Source organism: Glutamicibacter sp. TV12E (genome assembly GCF_052441935.1).
In the GTDB taxonomy this organism is placed as follows: domain Bacteria; phylum Actinomycetota; class Actinomycetes; order Actinomycetales; family Micrococcaceae; genus Glutamicibacter.
Map to the genome: position 1 here is coordinate 1,741,064 of NZ_JBQVVF010000001.1, position 19,392 is coordinate 1,760,455.

Below are 19,392 nucleotides of genomic sequence, written 5' to 3' on the forward strand. Positions count from 1 at the left end.
CTATTGGCGCCGTGCAGGGTTTCGGGTTAGCAGGAAGAGCAGGTACAGGCCGCCGCCGAGCGCGGTGGCCATGCCGATGGGCATTTGCCACTGCAGGGGCAGCTGCTGCAGCGCAACATCGCAGCCGAGCAGCAAGACGGCGCCGGTGAGCGCCGCGGGCACGATGGGGACCGTGCGCGAACCGATCAGCTGGCGAACAATCGCTCCCGAAGCCAAGGCGACGAAGGCTACCGGTCCGGCCGCCGCCGTGGCCGCGGCACTGAGGCAGACCGCGGTGAAGATGGTCACGCGGCGCACGGTTTCGGCCCCCACGCCCAGGGCGCGTGCCGCGTCGTCGCCCATTTCCAGCAGGGTCATCCCGGTGGAATGCCACAGCAGCACCGGTAGGAGGAAGGCCAGGGCCAGCAGGACCAGCAGTGCATCGGACCAGCTGCGTCCGCCCAGTGAACCGGTGAGCCAGAGGTTGGCCTGGGCCGCCAGCTCTGCGTCGCCCTTGGCCAGAAGCAGCGTATTGGCAGCCGAGAGCATGGCGCTGACCCCGATGCCGATGATGACCAGGCGCTGGCCCCCGGTACGCGCCCCGGCATAGGACAGCAAGTAGACCAGCCCCGCGGTGAGCAGCCCGCAGGCCATCGCCGCACCCGCCGTGGCCAGGGCGCCGGCATTGAACACGACGATCTGCGCCACCGCGCCGGTGGCGGCCCCAGTGGTGAAGCCGATGATATCGGGGCTGCCCAACGGGTTGCGGGCGATGGATTGGAAACTCGCTCCGGCCGCGCCCAGGGCCGCGCCCACACCGATCGCGGTCAGCACGCGCGGTGCTCGGATGGAGCCAATGACCAGCCGATCCCGCTGGCTGCCGTGGCCGGCCAGGGCATGAAGGACCTCTGGGGGCGAGAGCCGGATGGTTCCGGTGCCCAGCGCCACGATGGCCAATACGCACAGGAGCACCCCCAGGGTGATCATGATCGTGTGCCGGCGCGCCTTCGTGTAGTGGCTTTTTGCCATTAGCTGCCTGCCTTGAGCATGCGTCGGGCCAACAGGATGAACAGTGGTGCGCCAATCAGCGCGCTCATGGCCCCGGCACCGACTTCATCGGGCCTGACGAGCATTCGGCCGAGGACATCGGCAATGAGCAATGCGAGCGCTCCCAGGGCCATGGACAGGGGAAGCAGGCGCTGGTGGCCGGCTCCTACCAGCATGCGCGCGGCGTGCGGGGCGGCCAGGCCGATAAAGCTGATGGGTCCGGCCGCCGCGGTGGCGGCTCCGGAGAGCAGGACTATTCCCAGCAGCCCGAGCGCCCAGGCGCGCTGCGTGCTGATGCCAAGGGCCTTGGCCGAATCCTCGCCCAGGGCCAGCGCATCAAGGGTGCGCGACATGCACAGGGCCAGCACCGAACCTATCAGGATCACGGCCAGGGTGGCCGGCAGGACATCGTAGCCGCGTCCCTGCAGTGAACCGGTGGCCCAGGAAGCGTATTTGGTTTGGTTTTGCGAAGTTCCGCCGATGATCAAAATGGTGGTGGCTGCCGCGAGCATGACCGAGAGTCCTGCCCCGGCCAGGACCATGCGGGAGAGGTCGTTTCCCCGGGCGCTGCGCTGGCCGAGCAGGAACACGGCGATGCTGCTGATGCCGGCGCCGATAAAGGCAAAGAGCATCAGCACCGCCGGCTGGATCACCCCGAGGGTAATGGCGATGGCCACCGCAAAAGCGGCTCCTGAATTGACTCCGAGCAACCCCGGTTCGGCCAGCGGATTGCGGGTCAGAGATTGCATCAGTGCTCCGGCCAGCCCCAGCCCCGCGCCGACCAGAATGGCCAGGAAGGTCCGTGGGATGCGCAGTTCATGCACGAGCAGGTGCTCGGTATTGGAGGGGTCGAAGCCGGTGATGGCTCGCAATGATTCGCGCAGCCCGATGGAAGCGGAGCCGACGGCAAAGGAGCAGGCGATCAGGATGCAGAGCATGGCCAAGGCCGCCGCCCACCACAGCAGTGGTGAGCGGTGTCCTGGAGCGGTGCGAGGTTGGAACACGTGGCCTTACTTTGCCAAGGAAGGGAAGTCGTTCTCGAAGTAGTCCAAGATCTGGCTGGATGAGTAGTAGTCCAGGCGGAAGGAATTGGCCAGCGGGAAGACATTCTTGCTTTTGACCGAAGGCAGGTTGGCCAAGGTGGGATCCGCGAGGAAGCTCTTGGCGGTGTCCTCGGTGGCCGCAATCAGGAAGGTCGCATCGCCGGTGGCAGACTTGGCCAGGCCCTCATAGGAGGTGAAGACGAAGTCATCACGCTTCTGTGGATTGGTGTTGTACTCTTCCGGCGGCTCAACGACCTCAAAGCCCAAGGAGGAGATCAGCCGGGAGTGCGGTCCAGTGGTTTTGCCCACAGGCGAGGCCGAGCCCTTGTTGTAGGAAACGATGGAGGCGGTGGTACCTGAATCAATGGCCAGCTTTTCCTTCACCTGGGCTGCGCGCTCGTCAAATTCGGAAATGATCTTTTCGGCTTCAGCCTCATGTCCGGTGGCCTCTGCCAACTGCCGGGTCAGCTCTGGCCAGTCCTTATTGGAGTAGTTGACCACGATGGTCGGGGCGATTTCCTTGAGCTGGTCGTAGTGGTCCATCACCGAGTCGGCGCCGGAAGTGGAGACGACGATCAGGTCGGGGTCCTGGGCGATGACCGATTCCAGGTCGAAGTTGCCGATCTTGTACAGCGGCTGCACGTTGGCGGCAGTGGCAGCTTCGCTCCACTGGGTGAAGAATCCGTTGGAGTCGGCTTCCGGCCCCGGGGTGGTGATGGTGGTGGCTGCCACGGGTGCGTCGATAGCCAGCAGGGATCCGGTGGTGGAGATCGCGGTGTTCACGATGCGCTTGGGCTGTTCTTCGATGGTCACCGAACCTTTTTCATCGGTGACGGTGCGTGGCCATTGGCCCTGTTGAGCGGCCGAGGACTGGGTGTCGCTGGTTTCAGGCGTGGCGGAGCCACTGGCAGTGCAGGCCCCGAGGCCCAGCATCAGGGCCGCAGCCACGGTGGTCGAAGCAATCGTACGAAGGTTGAAGCGCACCTGGATTCTCTCCTTGGTGGTGGGTTGCCTGCGGCTGCGCGTGGGCGGTTTCCGGAGGCAAAGCAAGTGGTTGATAACGAGATAGAAGCCTATCCTTAATCACTTAGGGTACCCATACATCAGAAGCGGCATCTGGCCTGGTCCAGGCCTGGGAATCCCGGGCAAGAGCGCGAATGCCGGTGTTCTTCGGCCATGGGGAATCTGTCGTTAAAAGATATTGAGCTGTCCGGAACTTCCCGAGCGATGCACCGAACCGGGGCGACGCCCCCGTGAGGCGGCAAAAGCACGGGAGAAATTCGGGACATGGGCATACCCCGCCCAGCGGGCGACGGAAGGCAGTGGCAGGCCGGCGGCGAGCATGCCTTCGGCCCGGCGCATGCGATGGGCCAGCGACCAGGCGGACAAAGTGCTGCCGGTGGCCTCGCGCCATGCCCGTTGCAGGCTGCGCAGGCTCATCCCGTGCTCCGCGGCCAGTTGGGCGAATCCGGCGTGGGCGCTGGCGTCTACGAGGAGCCGACGGGCAATGGCCGCCAAGCCCGGGCTGTCGGGCCAGCGCAACCCCGGGTATCCGGCAACATCCTCGAGCAGCTCGAAGGCCTTGCGGCGATCGTAGTGCAGCGGGCGCAGCGCGGTGATGTGCGCGATGGCGTGGCGTAGCAGCACCGGCTCCAGTTCCCGTGGCAAGCGCAGCGGAAGGCGCAGGTCGGCCAGGCGCTCTGCCGGCCGCAGGGGCATGCTCAATGGGAAGAACAGCGCGCCGGAATCGATATCCAGGCGGACGGAATAGCCGTCCGGGATGATGAGCAGTTCGCCGGCCTCCACCCGTTGGGTATGGACTTGTTGTTCGCCGTTCCTGGGATCCGCCACGCTGATGGACCCGCGTCCTTGATAGGCCCACAATGCGTAGCGATGCTGTGGAAAGCTCATCCAGCGCGTGGTCAGGGCAGGAACCGGCTGCCAGTGCTCGGCGATGGCGGCAAGGGATTCCGGGGCCGTGGCGCGGCGCCGGAACTCCCGGAAGCCGATGCCGTACTCAGCTGCGATCTGCCGGCGCAGGGTGCGCTCGGAGACTCCTGCCGACGCCGCCAACCCGGCCAGGCTGGGCGCATCGTGCTGGCCCGGGCGCAGCCCTCGACGAGCGCGCGCCAGGGCCTGATGGCGCGCAGCTGGCAGTCCGGGCAGCGGGGCGCTGTGGCGCTGCACGGTGAAGCGCTCCAGATGCTCCACGACCCGGGCCATGGGCAACTGGCCGCGATGCAATGGCGACAAGGTGAGCAGCATGAGGTGGAACATCCAACCGGCGTGGCCCGGAGGAATCTCGATGCGCTGCAGTGCGGCGTTGCTCCTGCTGTGGCGTGCTGGAACCAGGATCGCCAGCGCCAAGCTGCCGGCGGCGTGCTCGACCATATGGGCCATGCGCTGGGGAATCCATAGTGCCTGCCCGGGCAGCAGTTCGATCGCCGCATCCTCGAAATGCACTCGCGCGGTGCCTTGGTGCGCCAAGACCACGATGCTGTAGTCCAGGTTGCACTTCCAGGCGACCTGGACATCGGCGGAGACGAATGGATAGGCCGAGGCGTGCTGGGGCATGGGGCGCTCAGTCGTTGCCGAGCATCGCACGCCGGATGGATTCCATGTGCACCGCCATGGCCTCGGTGGCCGCGGCGGCATCCGAGCCCTGGATGGCGGCCAGGATCCTGCGGTGCTCGGCCAGCTCATCGGACTGCGACATGTAGGGCTGCATGGCTGGCAGCACATAGTGCGCCCGGGCCGTTTGCGCATAGCATCCCTCCAGGACCGCGACGAGGCGGGAGTTGCGCGAGGCAGCGCACAACGCGCTGTGGAAGCGCTGCGCGGCGTGCATGGAGGAGATCGGGTCGCTGATCGCGAACTTCTCCTGGTCTTCGAGATGGCCGGCCAGCTGCACCACCAGATCGGCAGAATGCATCATGGCGACCTGGCCGGCGACATGGGGCTCGAGCAGGCAGCGCAGCTCAAGGACCTCGTAGACGTCATTCAGGGAGATCGGGCGCACCAGGTAGCCCTTCTTGGGCAGTACCTGCAGCAGCCCCTCGCTGGCGAGCTGGCGAAGGGATTCGCGCACCGGGGTCTTGGAGACCTCGAATTCCTGGGCCAAGGCCGGCTCGATGACCAGTGTCCCGGGGGCGAGCTCGCCGCGATTGATGCGATCGCGCAGGATGCCGACAAGCTTCTCGGAAAGCGAGCTGGACATGATTCCCCGATTCCCAGATGGTAATTTTTCGGTCCGCACTGGACGCGGGTCCGAGTCCCAGCTTAGTCTGAGTTGAAATATATTTCAGGAATCTTACAGTGCAAGACTTCACCAGGGGAGCATGGCAATGACGACTGCACAACCCTCGACCCAAGCGCACCAGGTGCGCAACCGGCGGAGAGCCTTGACGGCGTCGATATTCGGCACGGCTATCGAGTGGTACGACTATGCGCTTTACGGCGCCGCCGCGTCGGTGGTGATCGGCCCGCTGTTCTTCTCCGGCGCCGGCCAGTCGGCGGCCTCGGTCGCCGCCTTCGCGACTTTCGCGGTGGGTTTTGTGGCCCGTCCGCTGGGCGGCGTGGTCATCGGGCATCTGGGTGACCGCTTCGGCCGGCGCCCGGCCATGCTGCTTTCGGTGATCCTCATGGGCATTGCCACCGTGGGCATCGGGCTGCTGCCGTCGGCCGAGGCCTGGGGAGCCTGGTCCGTGGCCCTGCTGGTGCTGCTGCGCCTGGTCCAGGGCTTCGGGGCCGGTGCGGAGCTGACCGGAGCAATGACCCTGGTGGCCGAATACGCGGAACCCAGGAAGCGCGGCTTCTACACCTCGCTGGTGCTTTCCACCCCGCCTCTGGGCATTGCATTGGCCACCGTCTGCTTCTACCTGGTCTCGCTCGCGGGGGACCAGGCCCTGCTTGGCTGGGCCTGGCGCATCCCGTTCCTGGTCTCGGCACTGCTTTTCATCGTGGCCATCTACATCCGCAACAGGCTCGAGGAGACCCCGGACTACGCCGCGGCCATGGCCGAGGCCCGCGCCAGCCAGCAGCGCGCCAAGCTGCCCGTGGCCCAGGTCTTCACCGGGCATTGGCGGCGGGTGATCCTCGGATTCCTGGCCATCACCGGCCATAACGCGGTCAATTACATCCTCGCCGTGTTCTCCTTGAGCCTGATGGTCTCCAGCGGCATGGAGCGCAGCCAGGCGCTGCTGGCCGTGACCCTGGGCTCTCTGGTCTCGGTGCTGCTTACCCCGGTGGGAGGCCGGCTGGCCGACAGGTATGGAGCTTCGAAGATCATGGCCGCCGGAAACATCTCGGGCCTGGTCCTGGCCTTCCCGATCTTCGCCCTGATCTCCAGCGGCGAGTTCTTCCTCGGCTTCCTGGGCATCGCCGCCGGCTACGCCTTGGTCATCCCGTGCACCTCCGGCGCCCAGGGGGCGTTCCTGACCGAGCTGTTCCCGGTCCCGGTGCGCTTCACCGGGATCGCCATCGCCCGCGAACTCAACGGCGCCATCGTCGCCGGGCTCTCGCCGCTGATTGCCGCCGCCCTGCTGCAGGCAGGCAACGGGTCCATTGCAATGCCGGCCGGCTACCTGGCCCTGTGCTGCCTGTCCTCGGCAGCCGCCATCTTCCTCGGCGCCCGATCCGCCGCACGCACCCTCTACTAGAAACAACCCCGCAGAGAATCTGGGAGCAAAACATGGGAAACCTCAAACGCCAAATGCCTGACCTGGCCGAGCTGGTGAGCCTGATGAAATTCAAGGCGCCCTCGCTCGATCGCCGCTCCGCGCGTCTGGCAGCCGCCGCCGACATCTGGGACCTGCGGGCGATCGCCAAACGACGGACACCCACCGCAGCCTTCGACTACGTCGATGGCGCCGCCGGACGGGAGACCACTGCCCAGCGCGCACGGCAGGTCTTCGACTCGGTCGAGCTGATTCCGCGCATCCTGCACGGAACCGCGCACTCGGATCTATCCACCAGCATTGCCGGGGCGCCCTCAAAGCTTCCCTTCGGCATTGCGCCCACCGGCTTCACGCGCTTCATGCAGTCCGAAGGCGAAATCGGCGGCTCGCGCGCGGCGCAGAAGGCCGGCATCCCGTTCAGCCTGTCCACCATGGGCACCCGCTCCATCGAGGAAGTGGCCGCCGCTGCCCCGGGAGGACGCAACTGGTTCCAGCTGTACCTGTGGAAGGACCGCGAGAAGTCCAGAGCCCTGGTGGAGCGCGCGGCTGCCGCAGGGTTTGACACCTTGCTGGTGACCGTGGATACCCCGGTGGCCGGGCAGCGCCATCGCGATACCCGCAACGGGATGAAGATCCCGCCGGAACTGACCCTCAGGACCGTCATTGATGCGTCCTACCGCCCGGAATGGTGGTTCAACTTCTTGACTACCGATTCGCTGAAGTTCGCTTCGCTCTCCGAATCTTCGGCAGACCTTCCGAGCATCATCAACTCCATGTTCGATTCCTCCTTGGACTTCGATGATCTGAAATGGATCCGTGAGCTGTGGAAAGGCAAGCTCTTCGTCAAGGGGGTGCTCACCGCGGAGGATGCGGCCAAGTCGAAGGCCGCAGGGGCCGATGGGCTCGTGGTCTCCAATCATGGAGGACGCCAGCTGGACCGCGCCCCGATTGCCTTCGAAGCGTTGAGTGAGGTCCGCGCCGAGGTGGGCCAAGACATGGAGATCATCCTGGATTCGGGCATCATGTCCGGTGCCGACATCGTCGCCTCGCTGTGCGCCGGGGCCGACTTCGTGCTGATCGGCCGAGCCTATCTCTACGGCCTGATGGCCGGCGGCGAGCAGGGTGTCGACCGCGTTATCGAACTGCTGGCCAAGGAGGTGGAGGTGGCCATGCAGCTGATGGGCGCTGCCTCGATCAGCGATCTGGACGGGCATTTGATCCGTCGGCGCTAGCCCTGGAAGAACAACTGATCCACAGATGATATCTCGTGATTCAAATCGTAATTGATGATGTGGTGGGCATATACTGGCCGCATGGACATCACCTTGACGCAGCTCCGGTATTTCAGCGAAGCGGCAGCTCAGCTGTCGATGACCGGTGCGGCCGAGCGGCTGAATGTCGCCCAGTCCGCCGTGTCCAGCGCGGTAGCGCAGCTTGAGAAGCAGATTGGTTCCCAGCTGTTCATCCGGCAGCGGGCCAAGGGCCTGCTGCTGACGCAATCCGGCGAACTGTTTCTCAAAGATGCTAACGCCGTGCTCGCGCATCTCGAAGAGGTCGTGGAGAACGCGAAAGGCGACCAGGCCAGCGTTTCGGGGGTGGTCAGGTTGGCGTGCTTCAGCACGCTGGCACCTTTCCACATTCCTGACCTGGTGAACCGTCTCAAGGCAGATCACCCGGATCTTGTGTTGGAAGTCATCGAAGCCGACGCGGCCGGCTGTTCCCGGGCGTTGAGCGAGGGGCAAGCAGATCTGGCCCTGTGCTATGACCTCGGACTGCCGGAGAATGTTTCCACGAGCACCGTCAGCAACGCCAGGCCATATATTGCGCTGCCCAGGGCGCACAGGTTTGCCGGAAAAAAGGCCATCAAGCTGCAGCAGCTGTCCACCGAGCCATTTATCCTGCTGGATATGCCGCACTCAAAGGACTTGATGCTGTCGATTCTTCGCCAAGCCGGGGTGGAGCCTGACGTCCGATTCCAGTCGGCAAGCTATGAAACGGTGCGCACCTTCGTCGCGCACTCCCATGGATATTCCATTTTGCACCAGCGGCCGACGCATTCAATGACCTACGACGGCAACGAGGTGGCCATCGTGGAAATCGCGGATCAAGTCCCGGAACTGCGCACAGTGCTGGCCTATCTTCGATCGCAGCGGCCCACGGGGCGCATGAGAGCGGTGGCCGATGCCGTGCACGCCCAGATTGCAGGACGCGCCAAAGGTCCGGGCACGGGAGGCATGCAGCCAGGCTAGGCGGCTGATCGATATCGGTTGATCATGGTCTTGACCAGGTGCCGCTGATGCGAAGAAGTGACTTCTGCCGGTTCCAGCATTGACGTAATGTGCAACCCCATCATGGCGTTGATGAGTTCGCTCCGTGCGTGGTTGGCATTCAGCTCCCGGGGAACCTCGCCCAGATCCTTGGCTTCGTTCAGGCACTGGCTGATTTGCACCATCCAGGCGTTCAGGGCCGCTGCCCCGATCCTGCGCAGCGACTCATCGGTTTGCGCCCTCTGCCAGAAAGCAATCGCCACCCGGGCCTCGGCGATGGTAGTTTCATCGGCCGGGATGATTTCAAAGCACAAGGCCAGCAGCGCATCCAGTCCGCGGCGCGAAGCCAGTACGTGGGCGATCCGCTGGTCGGTGCGTTGGCAGATCAACTCGTAGGCCGCGAGCAACAGCTCGTTCTTGTTGGCGAAGTAGTGGGAAATGATGCCGGGAGTGGCATAGCCGCATTCCTTGGCGATATCCCGCATGGTCGCATTCTCGATGCCGCGGGTGGCGATAATGTTCCAGGTGGTGTGGATGATGGCAACACGGCGCTCTTCGTGGTCGACGAGGCGAGGCATGGTCACGCAGCTTTCCGGCGGGCAACGCCGAGTCTGGTCGGTCAGGGGCAGATGGACAGGAACTGGGCCGGCCAGTCCAGGTCCTGTCCATCCTTGCATGGCCGCAGCGGCCAGCCAGCTATGCTCCGCAGTGTCCTGCGGGCTGGCCTGCTGGGGCGGAGCAGTGCGAGCCCGTCGAGGCGGGCAGGTTCAGCATGGGATTTTCATTGAAGAATCCGTGGGGCTTGAGCGTGAAGCCTACGGTATCCACTGGCATGATGGGCCAGTCCTCGGGGCGCGGGAAGTGCGTCAGGCCAAAGGAGTGCCACAGCACGATGTCTTGTCCGTCGATGTCCCGGTCGGCCTGCACGAAGGCCGGGAGCCCGGCTCCGCCTGGATTGCGGTTGACCAAGTCGCCAGCGGCGTACAGTTCTCCCTCGGCGAAGCGCGTGACCCACAGGTCATGCCGGGTGAAGGCGGCACGGGCGGCGATGGATGAGTCATCGGCCATCGCCAGTGTCGGGTTGTTCTGCGGGTACAGGGTGTAGCCGACCGGCTCGCCCACGTGGTTCAGCGAATTCGGATTGCTGACCTGCCAGACGCGCCCTGCAGCGGCATTGGCATCGCGGATCGCCTGCTGTTCGGTGGCCAGGCGCTGCCGGCTCTGGGTGAATGCGTTGCCGTGCGGATTGCCTGCGGATTTCGGCAGGCGGACTACCTCAAGTTCATCAACAGCGTTGGTGTGGCCATCGATCATCATGTCCAGGCGGGCGCCGAAGAGGTGCTGGTGGTACGGGGCGGCCAGGCCCGGCGCGATTTCCGAGGCGTATTCGTAGCCCTTGTGCGGCAACGCCGCGGTGAAGACGATGCCAGTGGCCTTGGCCTCGAATTCGATGGTGCCATCGAGGTAGAGATACCAGTAGAAGCCGTAGTCGTAGTTGCCGACCGTGGTGAAGAAGGAAACCACCAAGCGGCGGTTGCGGCGCACTTCGTTGGACCCTGCCCACTCATCGGTGTGCTTCCAGCCGATTCCGGCATCTTCCTCGTGGATGCAAATCCCGTTTTCGATGATGCGCGGGTTGCCGAAGTCGTCGGCGACCACGGGGGACATGTAGTGGATTTCGCCCAGGCAGTCGCAGCCGAGTTTCAGCGAGTTCGCGTCGCGTCCCACCAGGTATTCGCCGGTGTCGAAGTAGTTCTGCCAGCTGCGGTAGGGGGATGGATCGCCGTAGGGGACCACCATTTCGGAGATGGAGGCGCGATGGATCAATGGGCGGCGTGTGCCGTTCTGGGTGTGGTGGATCTGGTGGAGCACGAGTCCTTCGCGGGCATCGAAGCCGACGCGCAGGTCCCAGCCGAGCCAGGACAGGTGGTTGCCTTCGACGGTGAAGCTGGCTCCCTCTGGCTGGGTGATCTCGATGGCCTTCACATCCGTGCGCAGCTCACCATGGACCTGCGGGTCGGTGTAGTTTCCGTTGATTTCCGGAACGGGAACCGGGCCGTCGTCGATCAGCCGGTCAACGCGCTGGTTTTCGAGGTCGACGAACGCCACCAGGCGATCGATTGGGTGGGCCCATGCATGGTCTTCGGGGGAATTCTGCACGAAGCCCAGTCCGCGCAACAGGCGTTTGCCTTCCTCGTTCTCGTAGTCGAAGACGCCGGCGGATAGAGGTGCGACGCGAACTTGCGACGGGGTCAGCCCGCGCTTGGCCAGGGCTTCGATCCACCCTTCGTCGGTTGCCAAGATCTTTTCGACGGTGTCGAATTCCTCCAGCAGCACCGGGACTTGCCCGTCCTTACCCACCTCGATTTCGCGCTGAGATTCGATCTGCCCGCTGTCCAGGCTGACCGTGATATCCAACGAGCGGGGGATGCTCGGGTCGTAGAGCATGGCACGGATCTTGCGGCTGATCGCTGTCTGTCCGCCGGCGTACAGCTGTTCCTTGGGCGGTTCCAGCAATCCGAGGTAGGCGAAACGGGTGGTCTCTTCTACCAGGCCTGCTTGGGCCAGGATGCTGCGGGCTTGCTGGATCTCTGCTCCGGTCAGCTGCGCCAGCGGATGCGCCGTCTGCATCGCGGTCGCCGAATCTAAGTGGGCCATCTGTTCTCCTCGATTTTTTATGGAACAAGCGTTCAAAATCAATTTCGATTGTGACAGGGCATACACGCAATGGCAACCACTGGACGGGAATATTTCCCACCGGCCCCTGCTCCGGGCTGCAGGTGGGCGCTCATGTGATGGAATTTTCCTTGGTTTCCTGATGGCATTGGAGCAAGACGGGGGGTAGTTCCGCCCCGCGGCACCCTGCCTGATGTGGCGAGCAATGCCTCCGGGGGATCACCAATGCTGGCTGAGGTGTGCGGGCATCGGGCTGGTGTCGGGCCGGGGGTCGCGGCCTTTTGGATCTGAATTTCAGATTTGTATCATCTAATAATATTTGTTTACGCGATTGTTTTGGCGCTCTACTGTGGGTCGTGTGACGCGAAGCACTGTGGTTTTGAGCCAACTGGAAGACGCGTCGCCGCAAGCAGCCCTGGAGAGCTTTGGATATCAGCTCCGCAAGGGAACCACGCCTCCACGGGCCGGATGCGTCCGCGGAGGGAACGGCAAAAGGAAATAGACATGCATAATGATGCATCTTCAACAAGGCTTGCCCAAGACCAGACGCAGCATCTGCAAAAGAGCTTGGGCCGCATGGACCTTCTGCTTCTGGTGGTTGCAGCGGTCGTCTCTATCGAGATCCTTGGGCAGGTCTCCGGTTTCGGTGCTGAAACCTTTACCTGGACCCTGATTCTCGCGGTCACCTTCATGATTCCTTACGGGCTGATCTTCGCTGAAACCGGTGGCGCCTTCACCGAGGAGGGCGGCGTCTATGTATGGACCAGAATGGCGTTCGGACGAGTTGTCGCCGCCATTGCCTCGCTCCTGACTTGGGTGACCCAGCCGGTGTGGGTGGGCGGAGCGATGTCCTTCGTCGCGGTGGAAACCTGGTCCGAGTATGTGGCACCCATAGAATCCGGCTCGATGGGGGACTATCTTTTCAAGCTGGCCTTCATCTGGATCACCGTCACCTCGGCCATTATCAGCCTCAAGCACGGCAAGTGGCTGCCTTCCCTGGGAGCGATCCTCAAGGTCGGATTCCTGGTGTTCTTCCTGGCGGTCACGCTGATCTATGGATTCATCAACGGATTCAACGGCTTGTCCGTCAAGGACTTCTCGCCCAGCGTCGGTGGGTTCCTCGGGCTGACGCCCCTGCTGCTGTTCTCCTTCCTCGGGTTCGAGTCCGGCAACAGTGCCGCGGGTGAAATGAAGAATCCGGCCAAGGACGTGCCCATATCGATTGCGCGGACTTCGCTGCTGGCTGCCGGAAGCTACCTGCTTCCGGTGCTGGCCATCCTCTTGGTGGTCCCGATGGACCAGATCACCGGCATTGGCGGGCTGTTCGGTGCCGTGGAGGAAGTCTTCACGATCTTCGGCGCGGGTGCGCCGGCCATGCTGGCCATCGCTGCCATGGTCTTCTGCTTCGTGCTGGTCTCCCAGGGCGGTGCGTGGATGATTATCTCAGACCGAATGCAGGCGATGGCCGCAGCTGACGGTTCCTTCTTCGGGGGCTACTTCGGCCGGTTCAACCCCAAGCTGGGAACCCCGATGAGGGTCAACACCCTCTCGGGCATCGTGGCAACGATCTTCATGCTCATGGCCATGCAGCTGAACGGATCCAGTGCGGCCATTTTCGGTATCGTGCTGACCATCTCCATCTCGACCTTCCTGCTCAGCTACCTCATTGCGATTCCAGCAGCGGTGCGCCTGCGCAGCAAATTCCCGGCGGTTGACCGCCCCTTCCGGGTGCCGGTATCCGACGGCGTCTTCAAGATCCTCGGCGGCATCTGCTTCGCCTGGATCCTGCTGGGGTCGTGGGTCGCGGTATTCCCCGGCACCCTGGAAGCCGTGCTGGGAGCAGACTACGACTTCGAGGAGATCTGGGGAGTTTCCCAGATGGAATTCGAGCTCTTTGCCGTGGGAACGCTGGTGGCGATCCTGGTCCTGGGCGTGGTCGGCTACATTCGCGGCGCCAAGGTCCGCCGGGTGGAGGCGGATCCCGCTGAGGCCGGCGGCAGCGGGCGAAGCAAGCTTGAAGAGCCGTCCCAGCCATGAGCGCTCTCGCGGCCCGCGGGCGCAGGCAGGCTGCCGCATGGGCACCGTGGGCCGTCGGGATGCTGACCGGGGCCTCGGCTGTGGCGCACTTCCTCCTCGCGGCTGGATCCCCGGGGTCCATGGCGCTGTTCATGCTGGCCGGCGGGCTGCTATGCCTGTGGTGCACCATCCACCCCCTGTTCGGACGCCATGGCCTGCGCCGGCAAACCCTGCTGGCCATGGCCATTTCGAGCGGCAGTGCGTTGATCCACATGGGCCTGATCACCGCCCATGCTTCCTCCGGCGGTCATCGGCACGGTGGCGGGCCGGAGGCGATCGCCGCCCCGAGCGGGCATCTGCAGGAGATGCTGGGCCTGGTCGGCTTTGAGCTGGTGATCGTGATGCTGCTGGCAGTGATCGCCCGCACCCTGGCTAGCGGCCAGCAGGTCGACGCGGATCTCCCGGTCCCCAAGGCTGATCGCACTCCTGCGCTGTGCGCTGGCCGGCTGCTGGTCGAAGGACGACAGATTTAGCATCTGATTTTCAGATTCATATCAATTAAAAGAACTTCTTTACAGATTTGTCCTGCTGGGACGAATCTGGATTAGACACCAACTGACAACTCCCATGGACGGAGCACAACAATGCAGAATACCCGCACAGAAGTAGTGGTGGTTGGCGGAGGCCAGGCAGGCATCGCGATGAGCGAGCACCTGGGCCAGCGCGGCATCAGCCACGTCGTGCTCGAGAAGGACCGCATTGCCGAGCGCTGGCGGACTGGCCGGTGGGATTCCCTGGTGGCCAATGGCCCGGCCTGGCACGATCGGTTCCCGAACCGGGAATTCAGCGGCATCGAGCCCGAAAGCTTTGCCGGCAAGGACCAGGTGGCGCAGTACTTCGAGGAATACGTCGCCCAGATCGGCGCCCCGGTGCGCACCGGAGTGCAGGTCAACCGGGTTACCCGCAATCAGGGCCGCCCGGGCTTCACGGTGGAAACCAGCGAAGGAAGCATCGAAGCGTCCTACGTCGTCGCGGCGACCGGTCCCTTCCAGAACCCGGTGATCCCGCAGATCGTTCCGGCAGATGCCCCGGTGAACCAGATCCATTCCAGCGGCTACCGCAACCCGGACCAGCTTCCCGCAGGCAACGTCCTGGTGGTGGGCGCGGGATCCTCGGGCGTGCAGATCGCCGACGAGCTGCACCGGTCCGGACGCCAGGTCCATCTGGCCGTGGGGCCGCACGACCGCCCGCCTCGGCGCTACCGCGGACAGGACTTCTGCTGGTGGCTGGGCGTATTGAACAAGTGGGAAATGTCCGCGCCACCCCAGGGCGCCGAGCACGTGACCATCGCGGTCAGCGGTGCCCGCGGCGGGCAGACGGTGAACTTCCGTGCCCTAGGGCGCCAGGGCATCACATTGGTGGGCCGCGCGTCCAGCTACCGCGACGGAGTCCTGCGCTTCGATCCGGATGTGGCCCAGAACGTGGCCCGCGGCGACGCGAACTACCTCTCCATCCTGGACGAAGCCGATGCCTACATCGAGCGCAACGGACTGGACTTCCCCCAGGAGCCCGAGGCCCGGGAGCTGGGCGAGCTGCCTGCTTGCCTGGCCGATCCGCTGGCCGAACTCGACCTGGCGGCTGCCGGGATCACCACCGTCATCTGGGCCACCGGATTCTCCGTGGACTACAGCTGGCTGGAAGCAGACACCTTCGATGAGCGCGGACGCCCGCGGCACCAGAAGGGCGTCGCCCAGGAAGCCGGGGTCTACTTCCTTGGCCTGCCATGGCAATCGCGCCGCGGCTCCAGCTTCATCTGGGGCGTCTGGCACGATGCGCAGTACATTGCAGACCAGATCGGCATCCAGCGTGCCTATGCGGCCCACCAGCCCATGACGGCCAGCGCGCTGTCCTCCGCGGCCTCCGCCTGAGCCCGCCATCGCCTTAAGGAAAGAAACCAATGAAGCACACCCGCATCCGCACCTTCAATACAAAAGACACCTACCCGGAACAGAACCTGGATAACGATCTGTGCCAGGCGGTCGTGGCCAATGGGGTCGTCTACCTGCGCGGCCAGATCGGCCAGGACCTGGATACCCGCGAATCGGTGGGCATCGGGGACGTCGAGGTGCAAGCCGAAAAAGCCATGGCCAACATCGAGATGCTGCTCAAGGAAGCCGGAAGCAGCCTTGAGGACATCGTCAAGGTCACCGTCTACCTTATCGACCCGCGCTACCGGGAGACCGTGTACCGCACCATGGGCAAGTGGCTCAAGGGCGTCTATCCGGTATCCACCGGCCTGGTGGTCCAGGCCCTGGCTCGTCCAGAGTGGCTCGTCGAAATTGACGCCACCGCAGTGATTTCCTAGGGAGCATCCATGACATTCAGTGTGATCGGTACCGATGGCAACGGCCGTTTCGGTCTTGCCGTGTCCTCCTCCTCGCCGGCGGTCGCCGCCCGCTGCACCCACCTGCGCGACCACGTCGGCGCGGTCAGCTCGCAGAACATCACCGATCCGCGGCTGGGCACCAGGATCCTGGACTTGCTCCAAGACGGAGCCACCGCGCAGCAGGCGCTGGACGCGGCGCTGGACGGCTATGCGGACGCCGCCTTCCGGCAGCTCACGGTGCTCGACGCCCAAGGGAACCAGGCGCTCTACCACGGGGAGCAGACCCTGGGCATCTATGCCGCAGCCCAAGGGCAGCACTGCGTGGCCGCCGGGAACATGCTGGCCAACGCCGGGGTTCCGCAGGCGGTGGCGCAGGGATTCGCCGAGGCCGGCGGTGAACTTGAACAGCGGCTGCTCGCAGCCCTGCAAGCCGGGATTGCTGCCGGGGGAGAAGCCGGTCCGGTGCACTCGGCGGGACTGGCAGTGGTCTCCGGCCACGGCTGGCGCGACACCGACCTGCGGGTTGATTGGCACGAGGATCCAATTGCGGAATTGGAACGGGTCCTGGACATCTGGCTGCCGCAGCGCGATGACTACGTGCAACGAGCCTTGGAGCCCGCGGCTTCGGCTGGTTACGGGGTGCCTGGCGATGAGCGCTGAGCCATTGGAACGATCTGGCCAATTGAAGCGTTGGCGCCAGCAGGCCTCCGAGAAGGCCAAGGCCTTGCAGGAGGAGCTGGTTGGATTCTCCGAAAAGCTGCATGCCCACCCGGAACTGGGGTGGCAAGAGCACCAGGCCGCCGAATGGACTGCCCAGCTGCTGGAACAGCACGGCTTCACGGTGGAGCGCGGCTACCTCGGATTCCCCACGGCAATACGGGCTGTCTACGGCAGCGGCGTTCGCAGGATCGGGCTGATGGCAGAATACGACGCCCTGCCCGGACTGGGACATGCCTGCGGCCATAACATCATCTCGGCGATGTCCTGCGGTGCGGCCATCGCCTTGGCCGAGGTGGCCGATGACGCCGGGCTGCAGGTGGAACTCTACGGAACCCCGGCCGAAGAAGGCGGAGGAGGGAAGATCGAGCTGCTGAAACGCGGCGCCTTCCAAGGCTTGGATCTGGCCCTGATGGCCCACCCGGCCCCAGTGGACAGCGCGGAGGCCAATCCCTATGCGGTCGCCCACCACCATGTGGAGTACCGTGGCCGGGCAGCGCACGCCGCCGCCTACCCGGAACAGGGCGTCAACGCCAATGATGCTTTTATTGTGGCCCAGGTAGCGCTGGGGCTGATGCGCCAACAGCTTCCGGCCGGCACGCGCGTGCACGGAATCCAGACCAATGGCGGACAAGCACCTAACGCAATTCCAGGAAAAACCGAGGGGCGATGGTACGTGCGGGCGCAGAACCTTGTCGAGCTCGAAAAGCTTGAAACCCGGGTGGAGCGCTGCTTCGAAGCCGGGGCCATAGCCACCGGCTGCGAACTGGAGATGACCCCGGAATCAGAGCCATATTCCGAATTCCGTACCGACCTGCGCGCGCTGGCCATCTACCAGCGGCATGCCCAGGCTTTGGGGCGCCGCTTCGACGCGCCGGCGGAACAGGCCACGATGAATCGGGCTTCGACCGATATGGGCAATGTGTCGCAGATGGTCCCGGCCATCCACCCGTATATCGGGCTGGGCTGCTATCCGGTGTCCAACCACCAGCCAGAGTTCGCTGCCCAATGCGTAGGCCAGACAGCCAATCAGGCCATCCACGACGGATCCATTGCCCTGGCTCTGACCAGCCTTGACTACCTCATCGCTGAAGCAGATTTCCCCGCCGTTCAAGGACCCCAGGCATGAGCGCACCAGCCGTCAATCCAAGCTGGCGCACGGAAACCGATTCGCTGGGAAGCTGCCGCCTGCCCGCCGCGGCCTACTACGGCATCAGCACCCAGCGGGCCCTGGAAAACTTTCCGGTCAGTGGCCGGACCATCGGCAGCCAGCGCCAGTTGATCTGGGCCTTCGGCGCGATCAAGCAGGCAGCAGCGAGGGCCAACGAAGCCCAAGGGCTGCTCCCTGCCTTCAAAGCGCGAGCGATCGAGCAAGCCGCGCAAGAGGTGATGAACGCTGAATTGGACGAGCATTTTGTGGTGGACCGCATCCAAGGAGGCGCGGGAACCAGCACCAACATGAACGTCAATGAGGTCATCGCCAACAGGGCCCTGGAAATTCTGGGATTGGCCAAGGGGGACTATGCGCAGCTGAATCCGATCGACGATGTGAACCGCAGCCAGAGCACCAATGACACCTATCCCACAGCTGCCAAGTTGGCGCTGCACGTTGAACTGGTGGCGCTCTGCGACGAGCATCAGTTGCTGGAACAAGCCTTCCGGGCCAAGGCGGCAGCATTTGGCCATATCCTGAAGGTGGGTCGTACCCAATTGCAGGATGCGGTGCCGATGACCCTCGGCCAAGAATTCCGGGCCTTTGCCGATACCCTGGCAGAAGACCGGGCCCGCATGCTGGAATTGCTGTCGCACCTTTGCGAAGTCAATCTTGGTGCCACGGCCATCGGAACCGGGATTACCGCCACCAGCAGCTATCGAAAAGAAGCCGTCAGGCAGCTGGCAGAACTGACCGGTGTGCCGGTAGTCAGTGCCGAGAACCTGGTGGAAGCAACCAGCGATACCGGAGTTTTCATGCTGGTATCCGGAGTCGTGAAGCGAGCAGCCATCAAGCTCTCCAAGATCTGCAATGATCTCAGATTGCTTTCTTCGGGGCCGCAGGCCGGTTTCAACGAGATCCACCTACCGCCGGTACAGGCTGGATCCTCGATCATGCCGGGCAAGGTCAATCCGGTCATTCCGGAGATGGTCAACCAGGTGGCTTTCCGGATCGCCGGCGCAGATACCACGGTCACCATGGCGGCCGAGGCCGGACAACTGCAACTCAATGCCTTTGAACCGGTGATGGTTGATGCGCTGCTGGAATCCATCCAGTGGCTTGGCACGGCAAGCCTTCTGCTGCGGGAGCGCTGTGTCGAAGGCATAGAAGCCAACGAACCTTTGTTATCCCGCCGCATGGATGAATCACTGAGCGTGGTCACCGCGCTGACCCCGCTGCTGGGCTATGCGCTCTCGGCTTCGCTGGTCAAAGAGGCCCAGCGCAGCGGCGCGAACCTCGCCCAATTGGTCACCCAACGCCAATTATTGGAGCCACAGCAACTGGCCCGCGCGCTGGATCCCAGCACGCTCACCGGTAGTGGCGCACAATGCCCTCCCGGATAAAAGAACCACGCCACGCACCACTTCGCATT

17 protein-coding genes are annotated in these 19,392 nt (G+C 64.1%); 10 read left to right on the plus strand and 7 right to left on the minus strand.

Annotated features, from left to right (window positions below; all coding sequences use genetic code 11):
* From ACT7DV_RS08165 to ACT7DV_RS08185, 5 genes are all read right to left on the minus strand, one after another.
* On the minus strand, nucleotides 1–1,008 hold the full coding sequence (locus tag ACT7DV_RS08165) for a FecCD family ABC transporter permease (RefSeq protein WP_082689530.1): 1,008 nt from the start codon (nucleotides 1,006–1,008) through the stop codon (nucleotides 1–3).
* On the minus strand, nucleotides 1,008–2,030 hold the full coding sequence (locus ACT7DV_RS08170) for a FecCD family ABC transporter permease (RefSeq protein ID WP_444661726.1): 1,023 nt from the start codon (nucleotides 2,028–2,030) through the stop codon (nucleotides 1,008–1,010). The genes ACT7DV_RS08165 and ACT7DV_RS08170 overlap by 1 nt, the downstream gene beginning before the upstream one ends.
* Before the next feature lie 6 nt (nucleotides 2,031–2,036).
* The gene (gene fepB / locus ACT7DV_RS08175; RefSeq protein WP_444661727.1) at nucleotides 2,037–3,053 is read right to left on the minus strand and encodes a Fe2+-enterobactin ABC transporter substrate-binding protein; all 1,017 of its coding nucleotides are present in this window, start codon (nucleotides 3,051–3,053) and stop codon (nucleotides 2,037–2,039) included.
* A gap of 207 nt (nucleotides 3,054–3,260) precedes the next feature.
* The gene (locus tag ACT7DV_RS08180) at nucleotides 3,261–4,643 is read right to left on the minus strand and encodes a helix-turn-helix domain-containing protein (RefSeq protein ID WP_444661728.1); all 1,383 of its coding nucleotides are present in this window, start codon (nucleotides 4,641–4,643) and stop codon (nucleotides 3,261–3,263) included.
* Between the two features lie 7 nt (nucleotides 4,644–4,650).
* On the minus strand, nucleotides 4,651–5,286 hold the full coding sequence (locus tag ACT7DV_RS08185; RefSeq protein ID WP_444661729.1) for a GntR family transcriptional regulator: 636 nt from the start codon (nucleotides 5,284–5,286) through the stop codon (nucleotides 4,651–4,653).
* A gap of 127 nt (nucleotides 5,287–5,413) precedes the next feature.
* On the opposite strand from ACT7DV_RS08185, the gene ACT7DV_RS08190 reads away from it, so the two are divergent.
* The 3 genes from ACT7DV_RS08190 to ACT7DV_RS08200 all read left to right on the plus strand — a co-directional run bounded on the left by ACT7DV_RS08190 (nucleotide 5,414) and on the right by ACT7DV_RS08200 (nucleotide 8,994).
* Entirely contained in the window at nucleotides 5,414–6,727 is a 1,314-nt protein-coding gene (locus ACT7DV_RS08190; RefSeq protein WP_444661730.1) for an MFS transporter, read from the plus strand.
* 32 nt (nucleotides 6,728–6,759) lie between these two features.
* Entirely contained in the window at nucleotides 6,760–7,977 is a 1,218-nt protein-coding gene (locus ACT7DV_RS08195) for an alpha-hydroxy acid oxidase (protein WP_444661731.1), read from the plus strand.
* Nucleotides 7,978–8,058: 81 nt separating this feature from the next.
* Nucleotides 8,059–8,994 carry a LysR substrate-binding domain-containing protein gene (locus ACT7DV_RS08200; RefSeq protein ID WP_444661732.1) on the plus strand — a complete coding sequence of 312 codons (936 nt, stop codon included), beginning with the start codon at nucleotides 8,059–8,061 and terminating at the stop codon, nucleotides 8,992–8,994.
* On the opposite strand, the gene ACT7DV_RS08205 is transcribed toward ACT7DV_RS08200, so the two are convergent.
* Together ACT7DV_RS08205 and ACT7DV_RS08210 are read right to left on the minus strand one after the other, a co-directional pair.
* Complete coding sequence (locus ACT7DV_RS08205; protein WP_444661733.1) at nucleotides 8,991–9,590, minus strand: TetR/AcrR family transcriptional regulator; 600 nt, start codon at nucleotides 9,588–9,590, stop codon at nucleotides 8,991–8,993. The genes ACT7DV_RS08200 and ACT7DV_RS08205 overlap by 4 nt on opposite strands.
* A 118-nt stretch (nucleotides 9,591–9,708) precedes the next feature.
* Nucleotides 9,709–11,670 carry a primary-amine oxidase gene (locus tag ACT7DV_RS08210; protein WP_444661734.1) on the minus strand — a complete coding sequence of 654 codons (1,962 nt, stop codon included), beginning with the start codon at nucleotides 11,668–11,670 and terminating at the stop codon, nucleotides 9,709–9,711.
* A 522-nt stretch (nucleotides 11,671–12,192) separates the two neighbouring features.
* Here ACT7DV_RS08210 and ACT7DV_RS08215 point away from each other — a divergent pair.
* The 7 genes from ACT7DV_RS08215 (at nucleotide 12,193) to ACT7DV_RS08245 (ending at nucleotide 19,363) form a co-directional block, all read left to right on the plus strand.
* Nucleotides 12,193–13,725: an APC family permease gene (locus tag ACT7DV_RS08215; protein ID WP_444661735.1), complete on the plus strand. Its 1,533-nt coding sequence runs from the start codon at nucleotides 12,193–12,195 to the stop codon at nucleotides 13,723–13,725.
* Nucleotides 13,722–14,237 carry a hypothetical protein gene (locus ACT7DV_RS08220; protein ID WP_444661736.1) on the plus strand — a complete coding sequence of 172 codons (516 nt, stop codon included), beginning with the start codon at nucleotides 13,722–13,724 and terminating at the stop codon, nucleotides 14,235–14,237. The genes ACT7DV_RS08215 and ACT7DV_RS08220 overlap by 4 nt, the downstream gene beginning before the upstream one ends.
* Before the next feature lie 111 nt (nucleotides 14,238–14,348).
* Nucleotides 14,349–15,632 (plus strand): flavin-containing monooxygenase, encoded by a 1,284-nt coding sequence (locus tag ACT7DV_RS08225; protein WP_444661737.1) that lies wholly within the window; start codon nucleotides 14,349–14,351, stop codon nucleotides 15,630–15,632.
* 29 nt (nucleotides 15,633–15,661) lie between these two features.
* A complete protein-coding gene (locus tag ACT7DV_RS08230; RefSeq protein WP_444661738.1) occupies nucleotides 15,662–16,069 on the plus strand; it encodes a RidA family protein in 408 nt (135 codons plus the stop codon).
* A 9-nt stretch (nucleotides 16,070–16,078) separates the two neighbouring features.
* Complete coding sequence (locus ACT7DV_RS08235) at nucleotides 16,079–16,750, plus strand: DUF1028 domain-containing protein (protein ID WP_444661739.1); 672 nt, start codon at nucleotides 16,079–16,081, stop codon at nucleotides 16,748–16,750.
* Nucleotides 16,740–17,936, plus strand: a complete 1,197-nt coding sequence (locus tag ACT7DV_RS08240; protein ID WP_444661740.1) for a M20 family metallopeptidase — start codon at nucleotides 16,740–16,742, stop codon at nucleotides 17,934–17,936. Before ACT7DV_RS08235 ends, ACT7DV_RS08240 begins: the two co-directional genes overlap by 11 nt.
* Nucleotides 17,933–19,363, plus strand: a complete 1,431-nt coding sequence (locus ACT7DV_RS08245) for an aspartate ammonia-lyase (protein WP_444661741.1) — start codon at nucleotides 17,933–17,935, stop codon at nucleotides 19,361–19,363. Before ACT7DV_RS08240 ends, ACT7DV_RS08245 begins: the two co-directional genes overlap by 4 nt.
* Nucleotides 19,364–19,392 lie beyond the last annotated feature (29 nt).